Source organism: Paenibacillus sp. sgz302190, assembly GCF_059820445.1.
In genome coordinates this window covers 1-15,862 of record NZ_JBZYAO010000011.1, presented here as the reverse complement: position 1 = coordinate 15,862, position 15,862 = coordinate 1, and the positions used below count along the sequence as shown (strand labels likewise).

At 56.8% G+C, this 15,862-nt stretch carries 18 protein-coding genes; 5 read left to right on the top strand and 13 right to left on the bottom strand.

What is annotated here, in order from left to right; genetic code table 11:
* Positions 1-239: 239 nt before the first annotated feature.
* From AC6RNO_RS14300 to fabG, 13 genes are all read right to left on the bottom strand, one after another.
* Positions 240-821 carry a beta-sandwich domain-containing protein gene (locus tag AC6RNO_RS14300; protein WP_497105817.1) on the bottom strand — a complete coding sequence of 194 codons (582 nt, stop codon included), beginning with the start codon at positions 819-821 and terminating at the stop codon, positions 240-242.
* A 17-nt stretch (positions 822-838) separates the two neighbouring features.
* Positions 839-1,843 (bottom strand): ABC transporter ATP-binding protein, encoded by a 1,005-nt coding sequence (locus AC6RNO_RS14295; protein ID WP_474681852.1) that lies wholly within the window; start codon positions 1,841-1,843, stop codon positions 839-841.
* A complete protein-coding gene (locus AC6RNO_RS14290; RefSeq protein WP_497105914.1) occupies positions 1,840-2,634 on the bottom strand; it encodes an ABC-2 family transporter protein in 795 nt (264 codons plus the stop codon). Before AC6RNO_RS14290 ends, AC6RNO_RS14295 begins: the two co-directional genes overlap by 4 nt.
* Before the next feature lie 11 nt (positions 2,635-2,645).
* Complete coding sequence (locus tag AC6RNO_RS14285) at positions 2,646-3,443, bottom strand: ABC transporter permease (protein ID WP_474681853.1); 798 nt, start codon at positions 3,441-3,443, stop codon at positions 2,646-2,648.
* 12 nt (positions 3,444-3,455) lie between these two features.
* On the bottom strand, positions 3,456-5,177 hold the full coding sequence (locus AC6RNO_RS14280; RefSeq protein WP_497105816.1) for an AMP-binding protein: 1,722 nt from the start codon (positions 5,175-5,177) through the stop codon (positions 3,456-3,458).
* Between the two features lie 22 nt (positions 5,178-5,199).
* Positions 5,200-6,405 (bottom strand): 3-dehydroquinate synthase II family protein, encoded by a 1,206-nt coding sequence (locus AC6RNO_RS14275; protein WP_497105815.1) that lies wholly within the window; start codon positions 6,403-6,405, stop codon positions 5,200-5,202.
* A gap of 13 nt (positions 6,406-6,418) precedes the next feature.
* Positions 6,419-7,213, bottom strand: coding sequence for a 2-amino-3,7-dideoxy-D-threo-hept-6-ulosonate synthase (locus AC6RNO_RS14270; protein WP_497105814.1), 795 nt, complete (start codon positions 7,211-7,213; stop codon positions 6,419-6,421).
* Positions 7,214-7,226: 13 nt separating this feature from the next.
* Complete coding sequence (locus AC6RNO_RS14265; protein ID WP_497105813.1) at positions 7,227-8,648, bottom strand: AMP-binding protein; 1,422 nt, start codon at positions 8,646-8,648, stop codon at positions 7,227-7,229.
* Positions 8,611-9,459, bottom strand: a complete 849-nt coding sequence (locus tag AC6RNO_RS14260) for a hypothetical protein (RefSeq protein WP_497105812.1) — start codon at positions 9,457-9,459, stop codon at positions 8,611-8,613. The genes AC6RNO_RS14265 and AC6RNO_RS14260 overlap by 38 nt, the downstream gene beginning before the upstream one ends.
* Complete coding sequence (locus AC6RNO_RS14255; RefSeq protein ID WP_497105811.1) at positions 9,453-10,637, bottom strand: beta-ketoacyl synthase N-terminal-like domain-containing protein; 1,185 nt, start codon at positions 10,635-10,637, stop codon at positions 9,453-9,455. Before AC6RNO_RS14255 ends, AC6RNO_RS14260 begins: the two co-directional genes overlap by 7 nt.
* Positions 10,634-10,894, bottom strand: coding sequence for a hypothetical protein (locus AC6RNO_RS14250; RefSeq protein WP_488436185.1), 261 nt, complete (start codon positions 10,892-10,894; stop codon positions 10,634-10,636). The genes AC6RNO_RS14255 and AC6RNO_RS14250 overlap by 4 nt, the downstream gene beginning before the upstream one ends.
* Before the next feature lie 14 nt (positions 10,895-10,908).
* Positions 10,909-11,172 (bottom strand): acyl carrier protein, encoded by a 264-nt coding sequence (locus AC6RNO_RS14245; RefSeq protein WP_474681861.1) that lies wholly within the window; start codon positions 11,170-11,172, stop codon positions 10,909-10,911.
* Positions 11,173-11,250: 78 nt separating this feature from the next.
* Positions 11,251-11,991, bottom strand: coding sequence for a 3-oxoacyl-ACP reductase FabG (fabG, locus tag AC6RNO_RS14240; RefSeq protein WP_474681862.1), 741 nt, complete (start codon positions 11,989-11,991; stop codon positions 11,251-11,253).
* 181 nt (positions 11,992-12,172) lie between these two features.
* Between fabG and AC6RNO_RS14235 the strand changes: the two genes are divergently transcribed.
* From AC6RNO_RS14235 to AC6RNO_RS14215, 5 genes are read left to right on the top strand one after another with little or no spacing between them, the layout of a single operon-like run.
* Complete coding sequence (locus AC6RNO_RS14235; protein WP_497105810.1) at positions 12,173-13,186, top strand: hypothetical protein; 1,014 nt, start codon at positions 12,173-12,175, stop codon at positions 13,184-13,186.
* Positions 13,176-13,655, top strand: coding sequence for an FAS1-like dehydratase domain-containing protein (locus tag AC6RNO_RS14230; protein ID WP_488436188.1), 480 nt, complete (start codon positions 13,176-13,178; stop codon positions 13,653-13,655). The genes AC6RNO_RS14235 and AC6RNO_RS14230 overlap by 11 nt, the downstream gene beginning before the upstream one ends.
* Complete coding sequence (locus AC6RNO_RS14225) at positions 13,652-14,047, top strand: MaoC/PaaZ C-terminal domain-containing protein (RefSeq protein ID WP_497105809.1); 396 nt, start codon at positions 13,652-13,654, stop codon at positions 14,045-14,047. Before AC6RNO_RS14230 ends, AC6RNO_RS14225 begins: the two co-directional genes overlap by 4 nt.
* A gap of 19 nt (positions 14,048-14,066) precedes the next feature.
* Complete coding sequence (locus AC6RNO_RS14220) at positions 14,067-14,504, top strand: OsmC family protein (protein WP_497105808.1); 438 nt, start codon at positions 14,067-14,069, stop codon at positions 14,502-14,504.
* Positions 14,505-14,548: 44 nt separating this feature from the next.
* Positions 14,549-15,115, top strand: coding sequence for a GNAT family N-acetyltransferase (locus AC6RNO_RS14215; protein ID WP_497105807.1), 567 nt, complete (start codon positions 14,549-14,551; stop codon positions 15,113-15,115).
* Positions 15,116-15,862: the final 747 nt, after the last annotated feature.

The following is a 15,862-nucleotide window of genomic DNA, read 5'->3' as shown; positions in this document are numbered from 1 at the left end:
CTTTTTTAAGTATACTACAGCCAAATGAAAGAATAATAAAAGATTTGACCATAAACAGGAATAAAACCGCACAACATCAAGCCTTCGCAGCTTTTCAGCCGAAACAAAGTTAGCCTATCCCTTCCCCCGAAAAAAGAAAAACCCCGGCTGTAACAGCCAGGGTTTAACTAATAAGGAATGAATCATCCAGGGTCCACTCCGGTAAAATCAGGGTCCTCCTGGCCCTGAGGCGTTCTTCCTCAACGGGGCTCTACTCCTTCAAGCGTCATGGCAAACAAATACATGTTCGGATTGTCGGGCAGTTCGATCGATCGGATCGCCCTGGTCTCATCCAGCTTAATCCGGTCCACATAAAAGCCGTGAACCCGGTCTATTTTGATCTCTTTTTCATGGCAGTACGGGAATGTGAAGGCCGGTTCGTCGTGGAAAAATCCGGTCTCCGCTTTTTGGGGCTGGATCCAGTCCGACAATGCAAGCTCTTTTTTCTCTTCCGTCCCATCCGCATAGCGGATTGTTGCCTGCCCTTTAAAATTCCCCCACGTACAAAATCCGAGGAACGCCGCTTGTCTGCAGCGGACGGCATCCAACTCCAACAATTGCCCCTCGCAGCTGATGTGGTCATTGTCAGGACTATCGGTTTTTGGAAACACAAACGCCGTATCCCCTACCTTCACAGTCTTCCCGTTCGGGACGATGTCACCGTGAATGTGCAGCCCCTGAAAGTCCAAACGGCCCTCGATGCCGAGTTTTTCCCATGTGATCCCTTTGCCGTTGAAAGTTGGCGTCAAATCGACACAAATATGATTTTCCGTCCCATTCATGGAATAACCTCCTGAGTTTACGCGTTTCGATACGCTTTTTGTTCGTATATATGCTTGATGATTTCTTCAATCCCCGGCTCCTTGATCGTGAGGTCTACAATCGGCAGCCGCTCGTTCAACATGCCGATCATCGGTGCGATATGGGCGTCGTCTTCGATTCGGAACCACAGCTTTCGCTCTTCGGTCCTGACGATCTCGGGTCCGTGCCACTCAGGCTCGCCGAGTTTCCAACCGCCCGTATCGACGACCAGATACCGGTGCTCGCCAAATTCTCTCACCATTTCCAAAGTCGAGCCGTCGTAGATCACCCGGCCCTGATCGATAAAGATAACCCGCTTGCACAGTTTTTCGATATCGTCCAAATTATGCGTCGTCAAAATGACCGTGATGCCCAGTTCTTCATTGATTTTGCGAATAAACGACTGAATATTCGTCTTGGCCACGATATCGAGCCCAATCGTCGGCTCATCCAGAAACAAAATTTCCGGACTGTGCAGCAGCGCAGCGGCAATGTCGCCGCACATCCGCTGGCCGAGGCTGAGCTGCCGGACCGGCATATGCAGGATGTGCTCCAAATGAAGAACGTCCGTGAACGTAGCCAATCTGTCCTCATAAATCCGGCGAGGAATGGAATAAATTTTGGCGAGCAGGCGGAAGGACTCGACGAGCGGCAGATCCCACCACAGCTGGGAGCGTTGGCCGAACAGGACGCCGATGCTGCGCGCGTTTTCCTGCCGGTGCTTGTAAGGTTCTCTGCCCAGCACTTGGACAGAGCCTGAGGTCGGAACAAGAACGCCGGAAAGCATTTTGATCGTCGTAGACTTTCCCGCTCCGTTCGGACCGAGGTAGCCGACGAATTCCCCTTTGCAAATCGAGAAGCTGACCTCGTCGACGACACGCTTGACGGTTTTACGCGATCCGAACAACCCGGCGAAGCCGCGTGTCTGCCGATTTTTCTCCCCGCCTGCAGCCGGAACCTTGAATTCGCGGACTAATCGGTCCGCCACGATTACTTCGCTCATGTTCCCGCTCCTTTATACACATTGATGCCTCTGCGCCACACCAGATACGTCAACCCGCACAGCAGGACGGCTATGACCGGAGGCGCGTAGACGAGTCCCGTGTAGAACGGAATAGGCTTGTTGTCCTGAAAAAAATGCAGCGACGGATAGTACGAAATAAAGCCGACCGGCAGCACAAAGGTAAGCAGCACCTGCACCCATTTGCTGTATGCAGTTAACGGAAATTTGCTGAACTGGAACAGGAATGTGTCGAAAATCCCCCGCAATCCCTGCGATTGAAGCGTCCAGAACGACGTGCAGGCAATGAGCGTGAACAGTGCCCATTCAATCGCTGCGGCGCTTACGATCATAACGATCAGCATCGCCATATGCATCAAGTTCCAGCCTTCGAAATAGCGCAGCGCATAGGCCAAGCCGCCGCAGCCAACGACCAGATCGCCGAGCCCGCCGATTTCCACGGTCCGGGTGAAATATTGGAAGAGCGGCGGCAGCGGCCTGACCAGAAGTCGGTCGAACTCCCCTTCCCTCAAGGTCCGGTCGAGATCGGAAATCTGCTGGAACACGACGATATACAGACCGTGCGTCAACCTCCAGACGGACAGCATAAACAGCAGTTCATGGAAGCCCCAGCCCCCGATCTGCGGGACGCGCTGCGTCAGTACCCATGAAAGAACCATGTCGACCAAGCAAATGATGGCGATGCTGATCGTCCCGATCAAAAAATTGGCCGGGTATGCCGTTCGTGAACGGATATTTGCCCACTGCAGCGTTATGTACAGCTTTACATACATGATCACCCGCACTACCCTCCCGCTGCGGCCAGCCGCCGCCTCTCGAAGTACAGCATGGCCTGGCCGAACAGAAAGAGCGCCATCATCCATGCCGCCTGAAAGCCGAGAGCGCCGGCCAATTCCCCGCCGGTCTTTTGTCCGATATAGATGGACAGCGGTATATAATAAATCCCCTGGAACGGAAGCCAGTGCAGGAAGGCCCCGATGGCTTCCGGGAAAAACCAGAGCGGTACCAGAAATCCGGAGCAGACGCGGACCAAGCCTTCCTTGATGACATCGAAGCCCCAGCTCTGGGTGAAGCGGAAAGCCAGAATGCCGACACAAAAATTGATGCAGAACGATAGCATAAAAGCCATGGCGGCGCTGATCCCGAACAGCATCAGCCGTCCCGCGTCCGGTATGTCGATCGGATAAATAAACCAAAGCGCAATACCAAGCGGCACGACGACAAAAAGAAGGGAAAACACCGCACTTGCGGCCGATTTCGCCAGATACATCAGCATCCAGTTCCAGGGCTTCATGAAATCGGTCACGATGGTGCCGGTTGAAACCTTGTGTCCCATCTCGCCCGCCATGTTCGGTGCAAGCAGCATGCTGACGATAACGGATACGATCGCGTAAGTGGCCATCGTCTTGGCATCTACGCCGGTATCGGCGGCAAGACGAGGCGTAAATTTGTACATGGACAGCCAAATCTCCCGCATGGCCGTAACTAATATGATGGAGCCGGCCACCTTGAGCACCAAATCGAGCTTATACACGTTCATGCTCTTGAACGTCGTTACCGCGAAATAAAAATATTTCTGCATTACGCACGTATCCTATTCCGCCGCCGAGGCCGCATGCCTGCCGGAGTCAGCCGGATCGAAGGCGACGGCGTCCCCTGACGGCAGCGCATTCGGAATCCGGAGCGCGTCCCGAAACCGTTCGCGCAGCGCGCGCTTCAATATTTTGCCCGTCGGGCCGCACGGAAGGTCTTCCTTGGCCTCGGTTACGGCCAGGAACGCAAGCCGGCTTTGTCCGGCCTTTTCAAGCGCGCTGTTGACGAGAGCAAGCCATCCGTCCGGCGATAAGCCGGAACCGGCAGCTATGAGAAGCACGGCCGCCGGCTGTTCGAACCCGTCTTCCGCCGAAATTCCGAAGACAGAGCAATCCCGGACGAGAACGTGCGCGTTGAGCGCCGTTTCTTCCATCGGCAAGCTGTAGACCGGACCGTTCTTCCCCCGGATAGTATCCTGGATTCGGTCTACATGGTAGAACATGCCCTGCTGGTCCTTATACACCATATCGCCGGTAAGCCAGTAACCGTTCAGGCGAGAACGATAAGTAAGCTCCGATTGGTTCCAGTATCCGCTTGTAACCGTCGGAGATTTGATGCCCAGCATGCCGACCCGGCCCGGCGGCAGCGTCTCTCCCTCAGGGTTCAGCACAGCCGCGTCGACGAATTCATTCGGATAGCCGACACAGCGGTCGTAAATTTCCGTGCGAATAGAGTGGATTTTGCGGAACAGGGTGAAGCCCATCTCCGATGAGCCCAGACCGTCAAGGAAGGTCGAGCCTTTCTCTTTTTTGCCGTTCCGGATGTGCGAGCCGGCGCGGATTAGAGGACGGATATGACGCTCATGCGCGCTGTCGCCCGTGTTCATCCACACCTCGATCGACTCGGTATTGCGGCTGGCCGGATCAAGCTCCGCGAGCTCCGCATACGTCTGCGGAAAGGCGATTACGGTCATCGGCTTGAACGATTCAGCCTGCTCAAGGACTGCCTCTCCCGACAAATCGGCCATAATCAGGAGAGGTGAACCAACCAGCATATAGTACATCGGGAAAGCAATGCCCGCCGAATGCGAATGCGGAAGCGCGGACAGGACGCGCTCCGAGTCCCGGCCGACTGTCAGCCGGGTGCGGATGCCGGCAAAAAATTGATGATGCTCGAACGTAATCGCCTTCGGCATTCCCGTCGTTCCCGAGGAGTGACAGATCAGCACCGGATCCCGGGGCGCGTGGCGATAAGGGTAGACGGGAGGCAAACTTCGATCCTGCCATCCACCTTCCGCTTTTGCCGCGATCTCGTCGGTAATCAGCAGACCGCATGACTCGTCTGCGCCGGCTGCAATCGCGGCATGGCGCCGGGTATCGGCATAAACCGCCTTGACGCCGATGCGGCCGATGAATCGGACCGCGATCTCAGGCTTCATCGCGCCGTTCACCAACACCGGAATAGCTCCCAATGACGTTAACGCCAAATAATGAACCATGCTGCCGATGCCCTCATCCAGGTATACGGCGACGCAATCTCTTGGCTCTACCCCAAGCCGGTGATAGAGCGACGCGTAGTGGCGGGCCAACGCCTCCAGTTCCCGCAGGCTAAGCGTTTCATAGGAAGCGCCGTCATACGCAGCGAACGGCTTGTGCAGCCATAATAGCGGATGGTCCGGCGCGGGGTTTCCCTCAAGTGCAAAGGAAAGAAAATTGCCGCAGCCCAGCCGTTCGTCGTTCTGCCATCGTTCCCGGACGTCCAACGGTACAAAAGTCTCGCTCACCGTCATCCACTCCTTTCGTTCCCTATTGTTCAAGAATAAACTCATCGACTTTGACGCCTACATGACGGCCCGAAGCCATCGTATGGCCGAGCACCTTCGTGCCGGGGCGCAGATTCGTAATGTTGAGCGGCTGCCCCTCCGAGCCGAAAATGCGGACATGCCAATCTTCCTGCATGATCGTATTGACCCGCGTGCCGTCGGCCGCTTCCGCCTCGATATACAACAGCGGCCTGCGTTCGATTTTGACCCGCCCTACCGCGGCCCGCCGAGCCTTGCCGTTCGTGGCTACGACAAGTATTTCCATGCCTGCGCGGAGATCGGACAAATACCAGGTTTGATTGTCAGGGGCGAGAACGTAGCTGTGCAGGCTTCCCGCGTTCACGCGGAACGGCCGGGTAGGCATGTACGGTAGAGGATGGGTTTCGCTGCAGGCAAGCAGCCCGCCGTTCGAGAACGAGCCGAGCAGGATGCCTTCGTCCAGGCCCAGGTAGGTCGTCAGGTCGATGCATGCCCGGTCGCCCATTCCGACATGGGACGTCCTGACCACGGTGAGTGTCTCCACCCGCTGCTCCGGCCGGGTGCAATTCGCGTGGACGACATCGTGCAGCGCGTACAGCTCGTTCCAGTCGTCCGTAGCGAAGATGACGCCGTCGGCCCCGCATTCGAGCACGCCGAATACAACTTTGGACTCCAACTTGTCCCTCACCTTCATAACGACCGCACAGCCCGTATTCTGGGCATCGGCCAGTACGATCTCCAGCGGAATTTTGGTATCGTCCCTGAACTCTACGATGAGCAGCTGCACTTCGTGCGTGAGCGCGACCGCCCGCTGCAGCGATGCAGGATCGGTAACGTTCACGAATGTCCCTGCCGTAACGCCGATCGAATGTCGATGCTGCTTGAACCAGCCGCTTTCGACGGCCTCCGGTTCGAGAATGAGGACGGCGTCCCCGATCCGGTTGTAGCGTTCGATCTCCTCGGCGGTCGGTATGCCTGTCGTGAACACAATTTTGCGCAAGCCGGCCGGAATCCGGTCAAGCTGGGCTTCATCGGCGATCACGCCGTCGAATTTCAGGTGCGACAGGAGAGAAAGAATAGGATCGGGATCGGATGGACCGCCGGCCTGCCGCAAATCAAACCATGCAAATTTGGATGTGCCGCTCCTGATCGAGATGTGATCGGCACTTTTGGCGATGCTTATTTCGATTTCATTGGTAATGGCTTTCATTCCCTTTCCTCCTTTAGACCCACTGCAATAAGCCGGCCGTGCTATCGATGGCCTCGGACACGGCCCTGACGACTTCTTCGGGCTGCCCCGCTTCGAACACGTTGCGCCCCATAGCCACGCCTCGTGTACCTGCCTTGATCGCTTCGCGGGTAAACTGAACGACGTCGCTCAGGGAGGTTTTCTTTTCTCCGCCCGCCACCAGGATCGGGATCGGGCACGATCGGACGACCTGGCTCATTGTTTCGACCGAGCCGGTATAGACGGTTTTGACGACGTCCGCGCCAAGCTCCGTGGCCAAATTGACCGCATGGGCGACAAGGCCGGGCTCTTGCGGATTCGCGATGCGGGGGCCGCGCGGATAGACCATCGCGACCAGGGGCATATTCCAGCGGCTGCAGGCATCTGCGGTTCTGGCCAGATCGGACAGCTGCGCCGCTTCCGTCGGCGACCCCATGTTGACGTGCACGCTTATCGCATCCGCCCCGAGACGAATGCACTCTTCGACCGATGCGACAATCGTCTTGGCGTCGACGTCTTCGGCGTGAACGGTGCTTGCGCTAATGTGGATGACAAGCGATAGCCGCTGGAAGCAGGCCGGATCGAAGAACCGGACGCGCCCCTTATGCAGAACGACGGCATCGGCCCCGTTCGCGGCAATCGCTCGGTTGAGCGCCGCCATGCCCGCCAAGTCGCTGATGGGCCCCCTTGTCACAGCATGGTCGAGCGGGACCATGAACATGCGCTCTCCGCTGCGGCTGAACAACCGCATCATGCGCATTTGCTTCGTGCGCGATTCCATTTCAAACATGAGCTCTTCTCCTTTACTCCGTTATTCCCGGGGCGTGCCAGGGGGGCAAGCCCGCCAATGCTGCCGGATCGCGAACCGGCTTCCCGCTCGCAGTGCGGGGAAGCGAATGGACCCGGTGAAACATTTGCGGGATTTTGTAGGCGGCCATCCGGCCGGCGCACCACCGAAGCAGCTCGGACATGTCGAGTCCCGGCTTCCCGACAAGATACACTTCCAGCCGCTGATCCTCCGTAAAAACCGCGCGTGCCTCCTCAATCTCCGGATGCTGGCCGATGCTGTTCTCCGTCTCTACCGCATCCACCTTGAGCCCGCCGATAATCCGTATCGAGTCGAGCCTTCCCTGCAAGTGAAGCAGCCTGCCGCCGGGCTCAACCTCGACCGCGTCGCGGGTATGCAGCCAGCCCTCCTTGTAGCGCTCGTTGCCTGCCTCGTCCGCATAGGGGGACTGCGAAAGCCCGATGAGCAGTTCTCTATCTCGAATTTCCCACTCGATGCCGTTCAGACATGCTCCGATAGTACCCGGAAAGTCGCCATGCCAATCGGCGGCCAGCATGCCTGTTTCGGATGTTCCGTAGGCTTGACCTATCCGCACGCCAAACCGTTCGCGAAACTTCTCGGCCACGGTTTCCGGCAGCATCTCCCCGCCGCTGACGGCGATTCGCAAGCTGCCGACGTCCGTCTCGGCCAAGCCGGCCAGCAGTTCAAAATGAAACGGTACGGCAAATAGTGCGGTGGTCCGCGAAGCCGCCATGCTCTGCACAATGCGCTTGCCCTGCAGATCCGGCGGAATTAATACAGCCGCACCTGTCGAGAGGGCCGTCATGACGGCGCCGACCAGTCCGAAGGAATGGTGCAGCGAGGCGAGAACGGCCACGGTATCGTCCGGCCGGATGCCGTTTGGGATCGCGGCCAGCCGATCCAGCTCCGCGCGAATGGAGGCGGCGGAACGGACGACGGCCTTGGGGCGGCCCGTCGTACCGGAAGTGAATTGCAGAATCGCGTAAGGCCTAATCGCAGCCCCGCCTTGGCAGTAATCCTGTCCGTAAGCGGTGATGTCAACGTCAAGCTCTTCCCTAAAAACCGGCACGCCCCCGGACTTGAGCCTGTCACGAATACGGTAGCCCGGGCGAAACCGGTCCAGCAGTTCATCCGCTTCGTCTTGCTGAAGCCGCGGATCAATGATTATGATGCCGGCGCCAAGACTCCAGAGCGTATAGACCAGATAGAGATAGGTGAACGATCGGTTAACCTGCAAGGCGACAGTAGTCCCCCGGCCGATTCCTCGTCTCTCCAGTTCCGGAATCCATGTGTTGATCTCGCGCTGCAGCCGGCCGTACGAAACGGTTTGCCCGGCAATCAGAGCGGGTCGGTCCGGGTCGGTCCGGGCAATGAGCGACTTAGCCCAATCCGGCGGGATGTGCCAATCGGATATCATACAGGTCTCCTCCCATACTGTAGTCGCGGAACAAAACGCTTGCCGGGGCCGGCAGATCGTTAAGCCGCTGCAAAGCAAGCGCCAAACCGATCATTCCCTGTATGCCGCCAAGGCGCAGCGGCAGCGCTTCATACGCATTGCCTGCGGTTTCGGCGCAGTCGGAAACACCTGACCCGACCAGCTCAAGGACAGCCAGAATCGGGCGACCGTCTGCGGACGCATCGGCTGCAAGCTCTACGACGAATGCGGCGGCTGCGTCAACGACTGCGTCATGCCCGGTTCCGGAAGGGTCAAGCAGGCTCCACGTCTTATCCGTCTTCACACTCCCTGACACTTCAGCGCCGACGATAATGACCTGCCTGGCATCTCCGGAAGCAAGCAGCAGTTCCGCCTGCTCCAAGAGCGCAGACGTCATGTTCCCGAACGCCGCCATACACAGGGTCGTTCCGCTGATGCCCATGTCGCGCGCAATGTAGCCGACAATGGAATTCATAACCGACTGGTAGAACAGCATCGGATTGTCCGGTTTGCCCTGGATCAACAGCTTGCTGGCCAGGTCGTTGGTCGTCGCGTCGCCGAACAAGCTGCCCAGAAGCAGCGATGTCCGCTCTCCCGCGGAGAAAGCTCCAGTATCAAAGAGGCGTTTGACGACGGCATATACAAGCGGGTTAAAGGCCGACTCGATGAATCCGGGTACGGGCGGAACGTCGGCGGGAGCCTGTTCCTGCCAGTTCCGCCCTTCGAGCCGACTGACATCGTCGCCCCAGGGCCCCAGACAAACGGCCGAAGTAATCGCAAGCCGGGTCACCATATCCCTCCTTCCTTGACATTCTTAAGTAAGATCGCGCTGTTGAAGCCCCCGAAAGCCGCATTCAGGTTGACCGCGCAGCGAATCTCGGACACTCTCGCGGCATGGGGGACGTAGTCGAGATCGCAAGCCGGATCGGTATCGGTAAAGCCGGCGGTCGGCGGAACGATGCCCGCATTCATGGCAATCATCGTAATGGCCGTCTCAACTGCGCCGGTACCGTCCAGCATGTGGCCTGTCATCGTTTTCGTGGAGGTGACGGGGATCCGGTAAGCGGCGGAGCCGAACACTTGCTTGACCGCTTTTGTTTCGCTCGCGTCGTTGAGAGGCGTACCCGTGCCATGCGCATTGATGTAATCAACGGATTCCGGATGGACGCCCGCTCTCAGAATCGCCTTCATCATGGCTCTTGCCATGCCTCCTCCCTCCGGGTCTGGCTGGCAAACATGGAAAGCGTCGTTCGCAACGCCCCAACCGGCGATTTCCGCCAAAATATCGACTCCGCGGTTCCGGGCATGGTCGAAGTCTTCCAGCACGAACATCGCTCCGCCGTCCCCAAGCAGCATGCCGGTCCGACCCCTGCTGAACGCGCGTACTTTACCGTCCCGGGAAAACGCCCTTCCCGAATTGAACTTCGCAAAAATCTCCTCGGTAACGAGCGAGTAGCCGCCGCAAAGCGCCGCGGTTTCCTTGCCCTGGGCAATGAGTTCGCAAGCGGCGGCGATGGCGCTGCTTGATGCGATGCACGCATTCGTATACGCCCACTGTCTGCCATGAAGCTTGAACCGTTCCGCCATCGCTGCGAGATGGTAGGCGGGCAGCCATTCCATACCACCTCTCGTTTCCGCCTTTCCGTCCAACTTCTCACGCCAAAAGCGGTTAAGTTCGCCGTAGTCGCCCATTGTACCCAGCATAATTGCGACATGACCGCTGTCGAGACGAGCCATGCGCAGCGCCGCTTCCGCAAGCTCCATGCCAAGCTCCAGAAACCTTCCGGTAAAGCCGGATTCCGCTGCCACGGCGTTTTTGAACTTATCTGTATCAAACCGTGTTACCGGCGCAAACCGGTCTTCACCGCGAAACAAATGACGTCTTACGGCCTCTTCACCGAAACCGAACGGAGTCAATAAGCCGAATCCGGTAATTGCGACCCGCCGGCCTGGCCGGCTCAACTGCTTCAATGCGATTCAGCTCCTTCCGCTTCTCTGCTTTTTCGGTGGAGCAGCCTGTGGATGGCATTGATGGAACGGAATTGCTCCCAATCCTCGTCATCGAGCCGCAGGTTCAAACCGTATCGGGTCTCCAGTCCGTTCAAAAACCAAACAAGCGTCAACGAATCCAGCACGAGCTCCGTATCGTAGGCCAGAATGTCCGTTACCGTTCTGAACAGGTTGCGCTCAAGCAGCAGTTCCTTGATTTGCTCCTTCGTGATATCCATCTGCCGCATGCCGACTATGCCGTCACTTGCTTGCCGCTTAAATACGCCGTCAATTCCGCAACGTTGAAGCGCGAGATGCGGTCCAGGTCTTCGTCAGGCACCGCGATGCCGAATCGGGCTTCCAGATTGACGGCAAGTTCTACAATCGCCAGCGATTCCATTTGCAGCCCGCCTATGCCAAGCTTCGTTTCCGGATTAATTTGACTCCGCTCGGCGGGAAGGTTCAGCTTTCCTTTCAGGAACTCAAACAAAAACTGTTCAACCATGGTCTCATTCATTTCTTTTTTTCTCCTCCTCGATAAGGTACTTCTGTCCGAAACGGCAACACGAACATTCGCCCGTTCCGCTAAGTTCGCTTAGACGACCATACCGCCGTCCACGCGAAGTGTCTGTCCCGTCACATAGGACGCTTCGTCCGAGGCGAGAAAACGGACTGCCTTTGCGACCTCATCCGCCCGTCCCGGCCTCGCGAGCATAATGCTTCTCTCCTGCTCTTGACGCCATGCTTCGTCCCGGTCGCCGGCCATACCGGCATCAATCCAGCCCGGCGAAACCGCGTTCACGCGAATGCCGAGCGGCGCGAGCTCGCGGGCTGCCGTTTTGGTCAATCCGGCGAGCCCCGCTTTGGAGGCGGCGTAGTTCGCTTGCCCGCGGCTCCCGAGGAAGCCTGCCGCTGAAGACAAATTGACGATACTGCCCTGCCTTTGCAGCAGCATACGGCGAGATACGGAACGGATGCAGTAGAAAGCCCCGGTCAAATTGGTACGGAGGACCTCATCGAATTGGGAGTCGTCCATTCTTAACAAAAGCCCGTCCCGGATCACGGCAGCATTGTTCACCAGCACATCGATACGGCCAAAAAACTCCGTCGCCCGGATCACCATGCGTTCCACCTCTTCCGACGATCCGACGTCCGCTTGAATTGGGAGACATTGCCGCCCCAATGCCTCGATCTCTTTTACCACTTCGCGGACAGCCGCTTCGCTTGAAGCGTAATTCAGGACCAGGTCTGCACCCGCAGAGGCAAGCTCCAGCGCAATGGCCCGCCCGATTCCCCGCGAGGCTCCCGTCACCAGGGCGATTTTTCCGTCAAGCATGGCAGTCCCTCCAAATTCTTTGTCCTTGTCTAGACTATGAGGATATATCCAAATCATTCCAATATAAAAAATAACATTTTTTGTAATTGTCCTTCACATTTCCCCATACAAATAGATCGTCCGGTATCGACCCAGCCGCCCGACTGCCGAAACCGATCTTATCATTAGGAGGTTAGCAGACATGATAAGCACACTTCCGCTTTCACCGCCGGTTATGAAAGTTGCGCAATTCCTGGATTGCAACGAACAATTGATGATGTCTTTTCTGGAGGCGAACGGTGCGCCGTTTAAATGGCTGTTTTCAGACAGCTGGAATTTTTATTACCACTCTCTTGACAGTTTCGCTTCGTCGCCGTCTCTCAAACCGCGCAGAAGCAATCTCGAAACCTACCATCAGTCCGACCTCTGGCGGAACTTGGAGCGATTTTTCCAGGTCAAAGCCATTCGCTACAAAGATGAGCCGCTGAAGCCGCTGGTCCGGGACATCGTTGGAAGAGGCACTTGTCTGTATACGATGGCACGCATGCATTTTCTGCCTTGGCACGCACTTTACGGCTCTGAGAGCTTCGGTACCCATTTCTTTGTGATCAACGGCATCGATGAGGAGACGAACCGGTTCCATATCGTCGATTGGTCGCCGCATCAAGTCGGGTGGGTAGATGCCGAAACTATCGAAAAAGGTTATGAGTACAGAGGATTTTGCTATGAATTATCGGCGCCCGTCGTACCGGTTCTGGACGAGGCACTCCTCGTTTCGCAGCTGCGCAGCTGCCTGAACCACATGCGCGGCGAGATTCGAGAGGAATATGCATCGGGTCTCATAGGGCTGGAGCGTATGTACGAGGATGTACAGGAGATGAATCCGGATGTCGACTTTCTTGTATCTATCTGGGATCGAATGAAAGATGTGGTCGAATCGCGCGAGGGGTTTACCGAATTTATTCATTCCATGAAGGACGACGAGACGTTCTGCCGCATCCTGGACAGCCGGTTCTGCGACACGCTTTATGAGACGATCAACATGTGGTACTCCTTCCGCAACGGCGCCATGAAAGCCAAAATGACCGGTAGATCGGATATCACCCCCCACCTTCGCAAGCTGGCGGCCATCATTGAGTTGGAGCGCGAATGCGAACGTCAGTTGGATCGTGTGCTGAAAGATTCATTATCGATTTCAGGAAAAAATGGAAAATAAAGAAGGAATGCATGTTTCCGGCGTAGAATCTCTTGTAGGTACAGTGTTCGAACCGTTCCATTGCAGTGTAGACCTTTCGGCGGTCCGCGCTTTTGCGAAGGCGATCGACGACCCGAGCCCCCTCTATTCGGACAGCGATACAGCCAAGCAATGCGGCTACCGGAATATTCCCGCACCGCCGACCTACGCATTCGTTCTCGAGATGGCGGCAGGCCCAGGCCAAGCCGAAATCTGTCGGCGGCTGGGCCTGAAACCGGCGCAAACTCTGCATGTCCGGCAATCGTTCGAATGGCATGGCGATGTGTGCGCCGGCGACGAGCTTACCGGAGTCACAAGCGTCGTCTCGGCGCTCTCCAGAAATCGGATGAAGACATTCACGCTCGAGACGGTTTGGACGAACCGCGAGTCGGGGCTTGTTCTGGTCAGCCGTTCCCAACTGGCTGAACAAGGACGGGAGGCGGGACAATGAACACGGAATCCATGGTTCGGCTTCCCACCCTCCCGCTTCCGGTCGTCAGCCTGTCCCGCATCAAGGAGTATGCTCACGCATCCGGCGACTTCAATCCCATTCATACGGATCCCGACGCCGCGCGCCTGAGCGGATTTCAAGGCATCATCGCCCACGGAATGCTCGTGATGGGCATGTCCGGCCATGCCTTGACCGAATGGTTTCCCGGGCGCAAGCTCCGCTTCTGGCATGCCGCGTTCGTGGACTTCGTTTTTGCGGACGAACGGCTTTATGTCTGCGGCTCCTATCAATCCATTCCGCCGGATCGCTCCGGCGATCTGATTGAAGGCGTATGGACGGTTGCGGACGAGGCGGGGCGAATCAAACTGTCAGGCCGGTTCACCATGGCTTAAAAAAAGGAGGTAAGCGTTCATGCATACGTTTCAAGTTCAAAGCTCGATCAGCCAATTCCAGCCCCTTCTCGGGAAACTGAGCGGGTCTTCCGGCGCGCTTGACACCGGTTTCTCCCTTCCCACCGTTTGGGGCGGTGTCCCCGAGAATACGGGGACGGGCGAGCTGCTCGCCGGTGCTGCAGCTGCCTGTTATTTAATTACGACGAACATTGCTGCGAGTCAGGCCAATATCAAGCTGTCGAAGCTCGAAGTCACCGTTGAAGGCGACATGGTGTCGGACCGTTCCGGAGTGCGAATCTCCGAGCTTCGCCTATATCCCACCATTGCCGTAGACGGCAGCAAAGAACAACGCGAACAGATGCGTCAGCTTGCGAGAAGCTGTTCCTCTAATTGCGTCATTTCCAAGGCTATAGCAGACAATGTCGGCTATATTGTTCAAGAACCGGTCATGGAATAAGCCGCATCATTGTCATACATAACACGGAGAGGGGATTAAACAGCATGCTCATGTCGATCAGGCAAACTCCGCTAGCCGCCGGCAGCGTTAAGCTCGTTCCGCTTGACATATCCCATACCGAGGCGCTGTTCGAAGCCGGCTCCGATGCCGCAATCTGGAATCACTTGCCTTTCCGCGCAGCCACGCCGGACCATATGCGCAGAATCGTCCGGCAAGCGATCGAGGATGCGGAACGGGGCCATCGCATCACCTACACGGTTATGCAGCAGGATTCCGTTATGGGCAGTACGAGCATCCTGAACCCGTCCGCCGAGCACCGCAGCTTCGAGATCGGCTTCACTTGGCTTACCCCCTCTACTTGGGGAACAGGCCTCAATCAGACCTGCAAATACTTGCTGCTCCGCCACGGTTTCGAAGATGCGGGAGCCATCCGCATCCAATTTCGCACGGCGGCCGGCAATATCCGTTCGCAGCAGGCACTGAAAAAAATCGGAGCCGTATGCGAGGGCACGCTGCGAAAGTCCTTCCAAGGCGCGGATATGATGTTCTTCAGCATCCTTGCGGACGAATGGCCGGCCGTCAAGGAAAAGCTGGAGCCGTTCGCCGTCTAGGCGGGGGTGGCTGCTCGCCCGGAGGACCGTCGTGTCCGCCCTGGCCTGCAAGCTCAGGGAAAACCGGTACGGGTCTGGCGGACTCGGACTCGGACGCGCTGCGCGCAGCTCCCAGCGTGCGGTGCTGCGCTGCATGACGGCGGTCGGTCGACCACATCCGGCCCTGCGGGTGACCGGAAATGGATGACCGGCATCGCCGGCATAGTATGAAAAACCTTGTGAATGACCAATATCACCAGCCATTCGCAGAAAAGAGACTCTCTAAAAACTTGCCCGCTGTCAGTTGAGCGCGTAAAATCAGCGAAAGTCAGGCAGTGGAACTCGCGCGCAGAGCCGGATGGCCTGGCTGTCTGGCTGCGCGGAGAAAGCCCGCAAAGTGCAGATTTTCGTTCGGTCTTACGCTGAAGACGAAACATTCCTGCATTTGTGCAGGCTTTTTGCCATTATCGAAATCCTCTGCCGCAGTCTGCCTAGATGAACGAAGAAAACCTGCAAAAATACATGAATTTGCGTCCTTGATCATTGGCCACGAAGAATTCCTGCAAAAGTGCAGGCTTTTCACCGAATACAGGGACACAGACTCACTTTCAGCAAAAATTCCTGCACTTTTGCAGGTTTTTCGCCAAAACAAGCCTATTTCGTAGGAAATACCCACTAGCTTTGCAAAGAAGCTAACATCAAATGGATTAAAATGGACAAATTTCTTTTCGAGTTATTAGATACTTATTTTTCCATTCGTTACTTCCG

Bases quoted from the DNA above. Each gene is read 5' to 3' on its own strand.
- AC6RNO_RS14300 (WP_497105817.1), bottom strand. From the start codon at position 821: ATGAATGGGACGGAAAATCATATTTGTGTCGATTTGACGCCAACTTTC.
- AC6RNO_RS14295 (WP_474681852.1), bottom strand. From the start codon at position 1,843: ATGAGCGAAGTAATCGTGGCGGACCGATTAGTCCGCGAATTCAAGGTT.
- AC6RNO_RS14290 (WP_497105914.1), bottom strand. From the start codon at position 2,634: ATGTATGTAAAGCTGTACATAACGCTGCAGTGGGCAAATATCCGTTCA.
- AC6RNO_RS14285 (WP_474681853.1), bottom strand. From the start codon at position 3,443: ATGCAGAAATATTTTTATTTCGCGGTAACGACGTTCAAGAGCATGAAC.
- AC6RNO_RS14275 (WP_497105815.1), bottom strand. From the start codon at position 6,405: ATGAAAGCCATTACCAATGAAATCGAAATAAGCATCGCCAAAAGTGCC.
- AC6RNO_RS14270 (WP_497105814.1), bottom strand. From the start codon at position 7,213: ATGTTTGAAATGGAATCGCGCACGAAGCAAATGCGCATGATGCGGTTG.
- AC6RNO_RS14265 (WP_497105813.1), bottom strand. From the start codon at position 8,648: ATGATATCCGATTGGCACATCCCGCCGGATTGGGCTAAGTCGCTCATT.
- AC6RNO_RS14260 (WP_497105812.1), bottom strand. From the start codon at position 9,459: ATGGTGACCCGGCTTGCGATTACTTCGGCCGTTTGTCTGGGGCCCTGG.
- AC6RNO_RS14250 (WP_488436185.1), bottom strand. From the start codon at position 10,894: ATGGATATCACGAAGGAGCAAATCAAGGAACTGCTGCTTGAGCGCAAC.
- AC6RNO_RS14245 (WP_474681861.1), bottom strand. From the start codon at position 11,172: ATGAATGAGACCATGGTTGAACAGTTTTTGTTTGAGTTCCTGAAAGGA.
- fabG (WP_474681862.1), bottom strand. From the start codon at position 11,991: ATGCTTGACGGAAAAATCGCCCTGGTGACGGGAGCCTCGCGGGGAATC.
- AC6RNO_RS14235 (WP_497105810.1), top strand. From the start codon at position 12,173: ATGATAAGCACACTTCCGCTTTCACCGCCGGTTATGAAAGTTGCGCAA.
- AC6RNO_RS14230 (WP_488436188.1), top strand. From the start codon at position 13,176: ATGGAAAATAAAGAAGGAATGCATGTTTCCGGCGTAGAATCTCTTGTA.
- AC6RNO_RS14225 (WP_497105809.1), top strand. From the start codon at position 13,652: ATGAACACGGAATCCATGGTTCGGCTTCCCACCCTCCCGCTTCCGGTC.
- AC6RNO_RS14220 (WP_497105808.1), top strand. From the start codon at position 14,067: ATGCATACGTTTCAAGTTCAAAGCTCGATCAGCCAATTCCAGCCCCTT.
- AC6RNO_RS14215 (WP_497105807.1), top strand. From the start codon at position 14,549: ATGCTCATGTCGATCAGGCAAACTCCGCTAGCCGCCGGCAGCGTTAAG.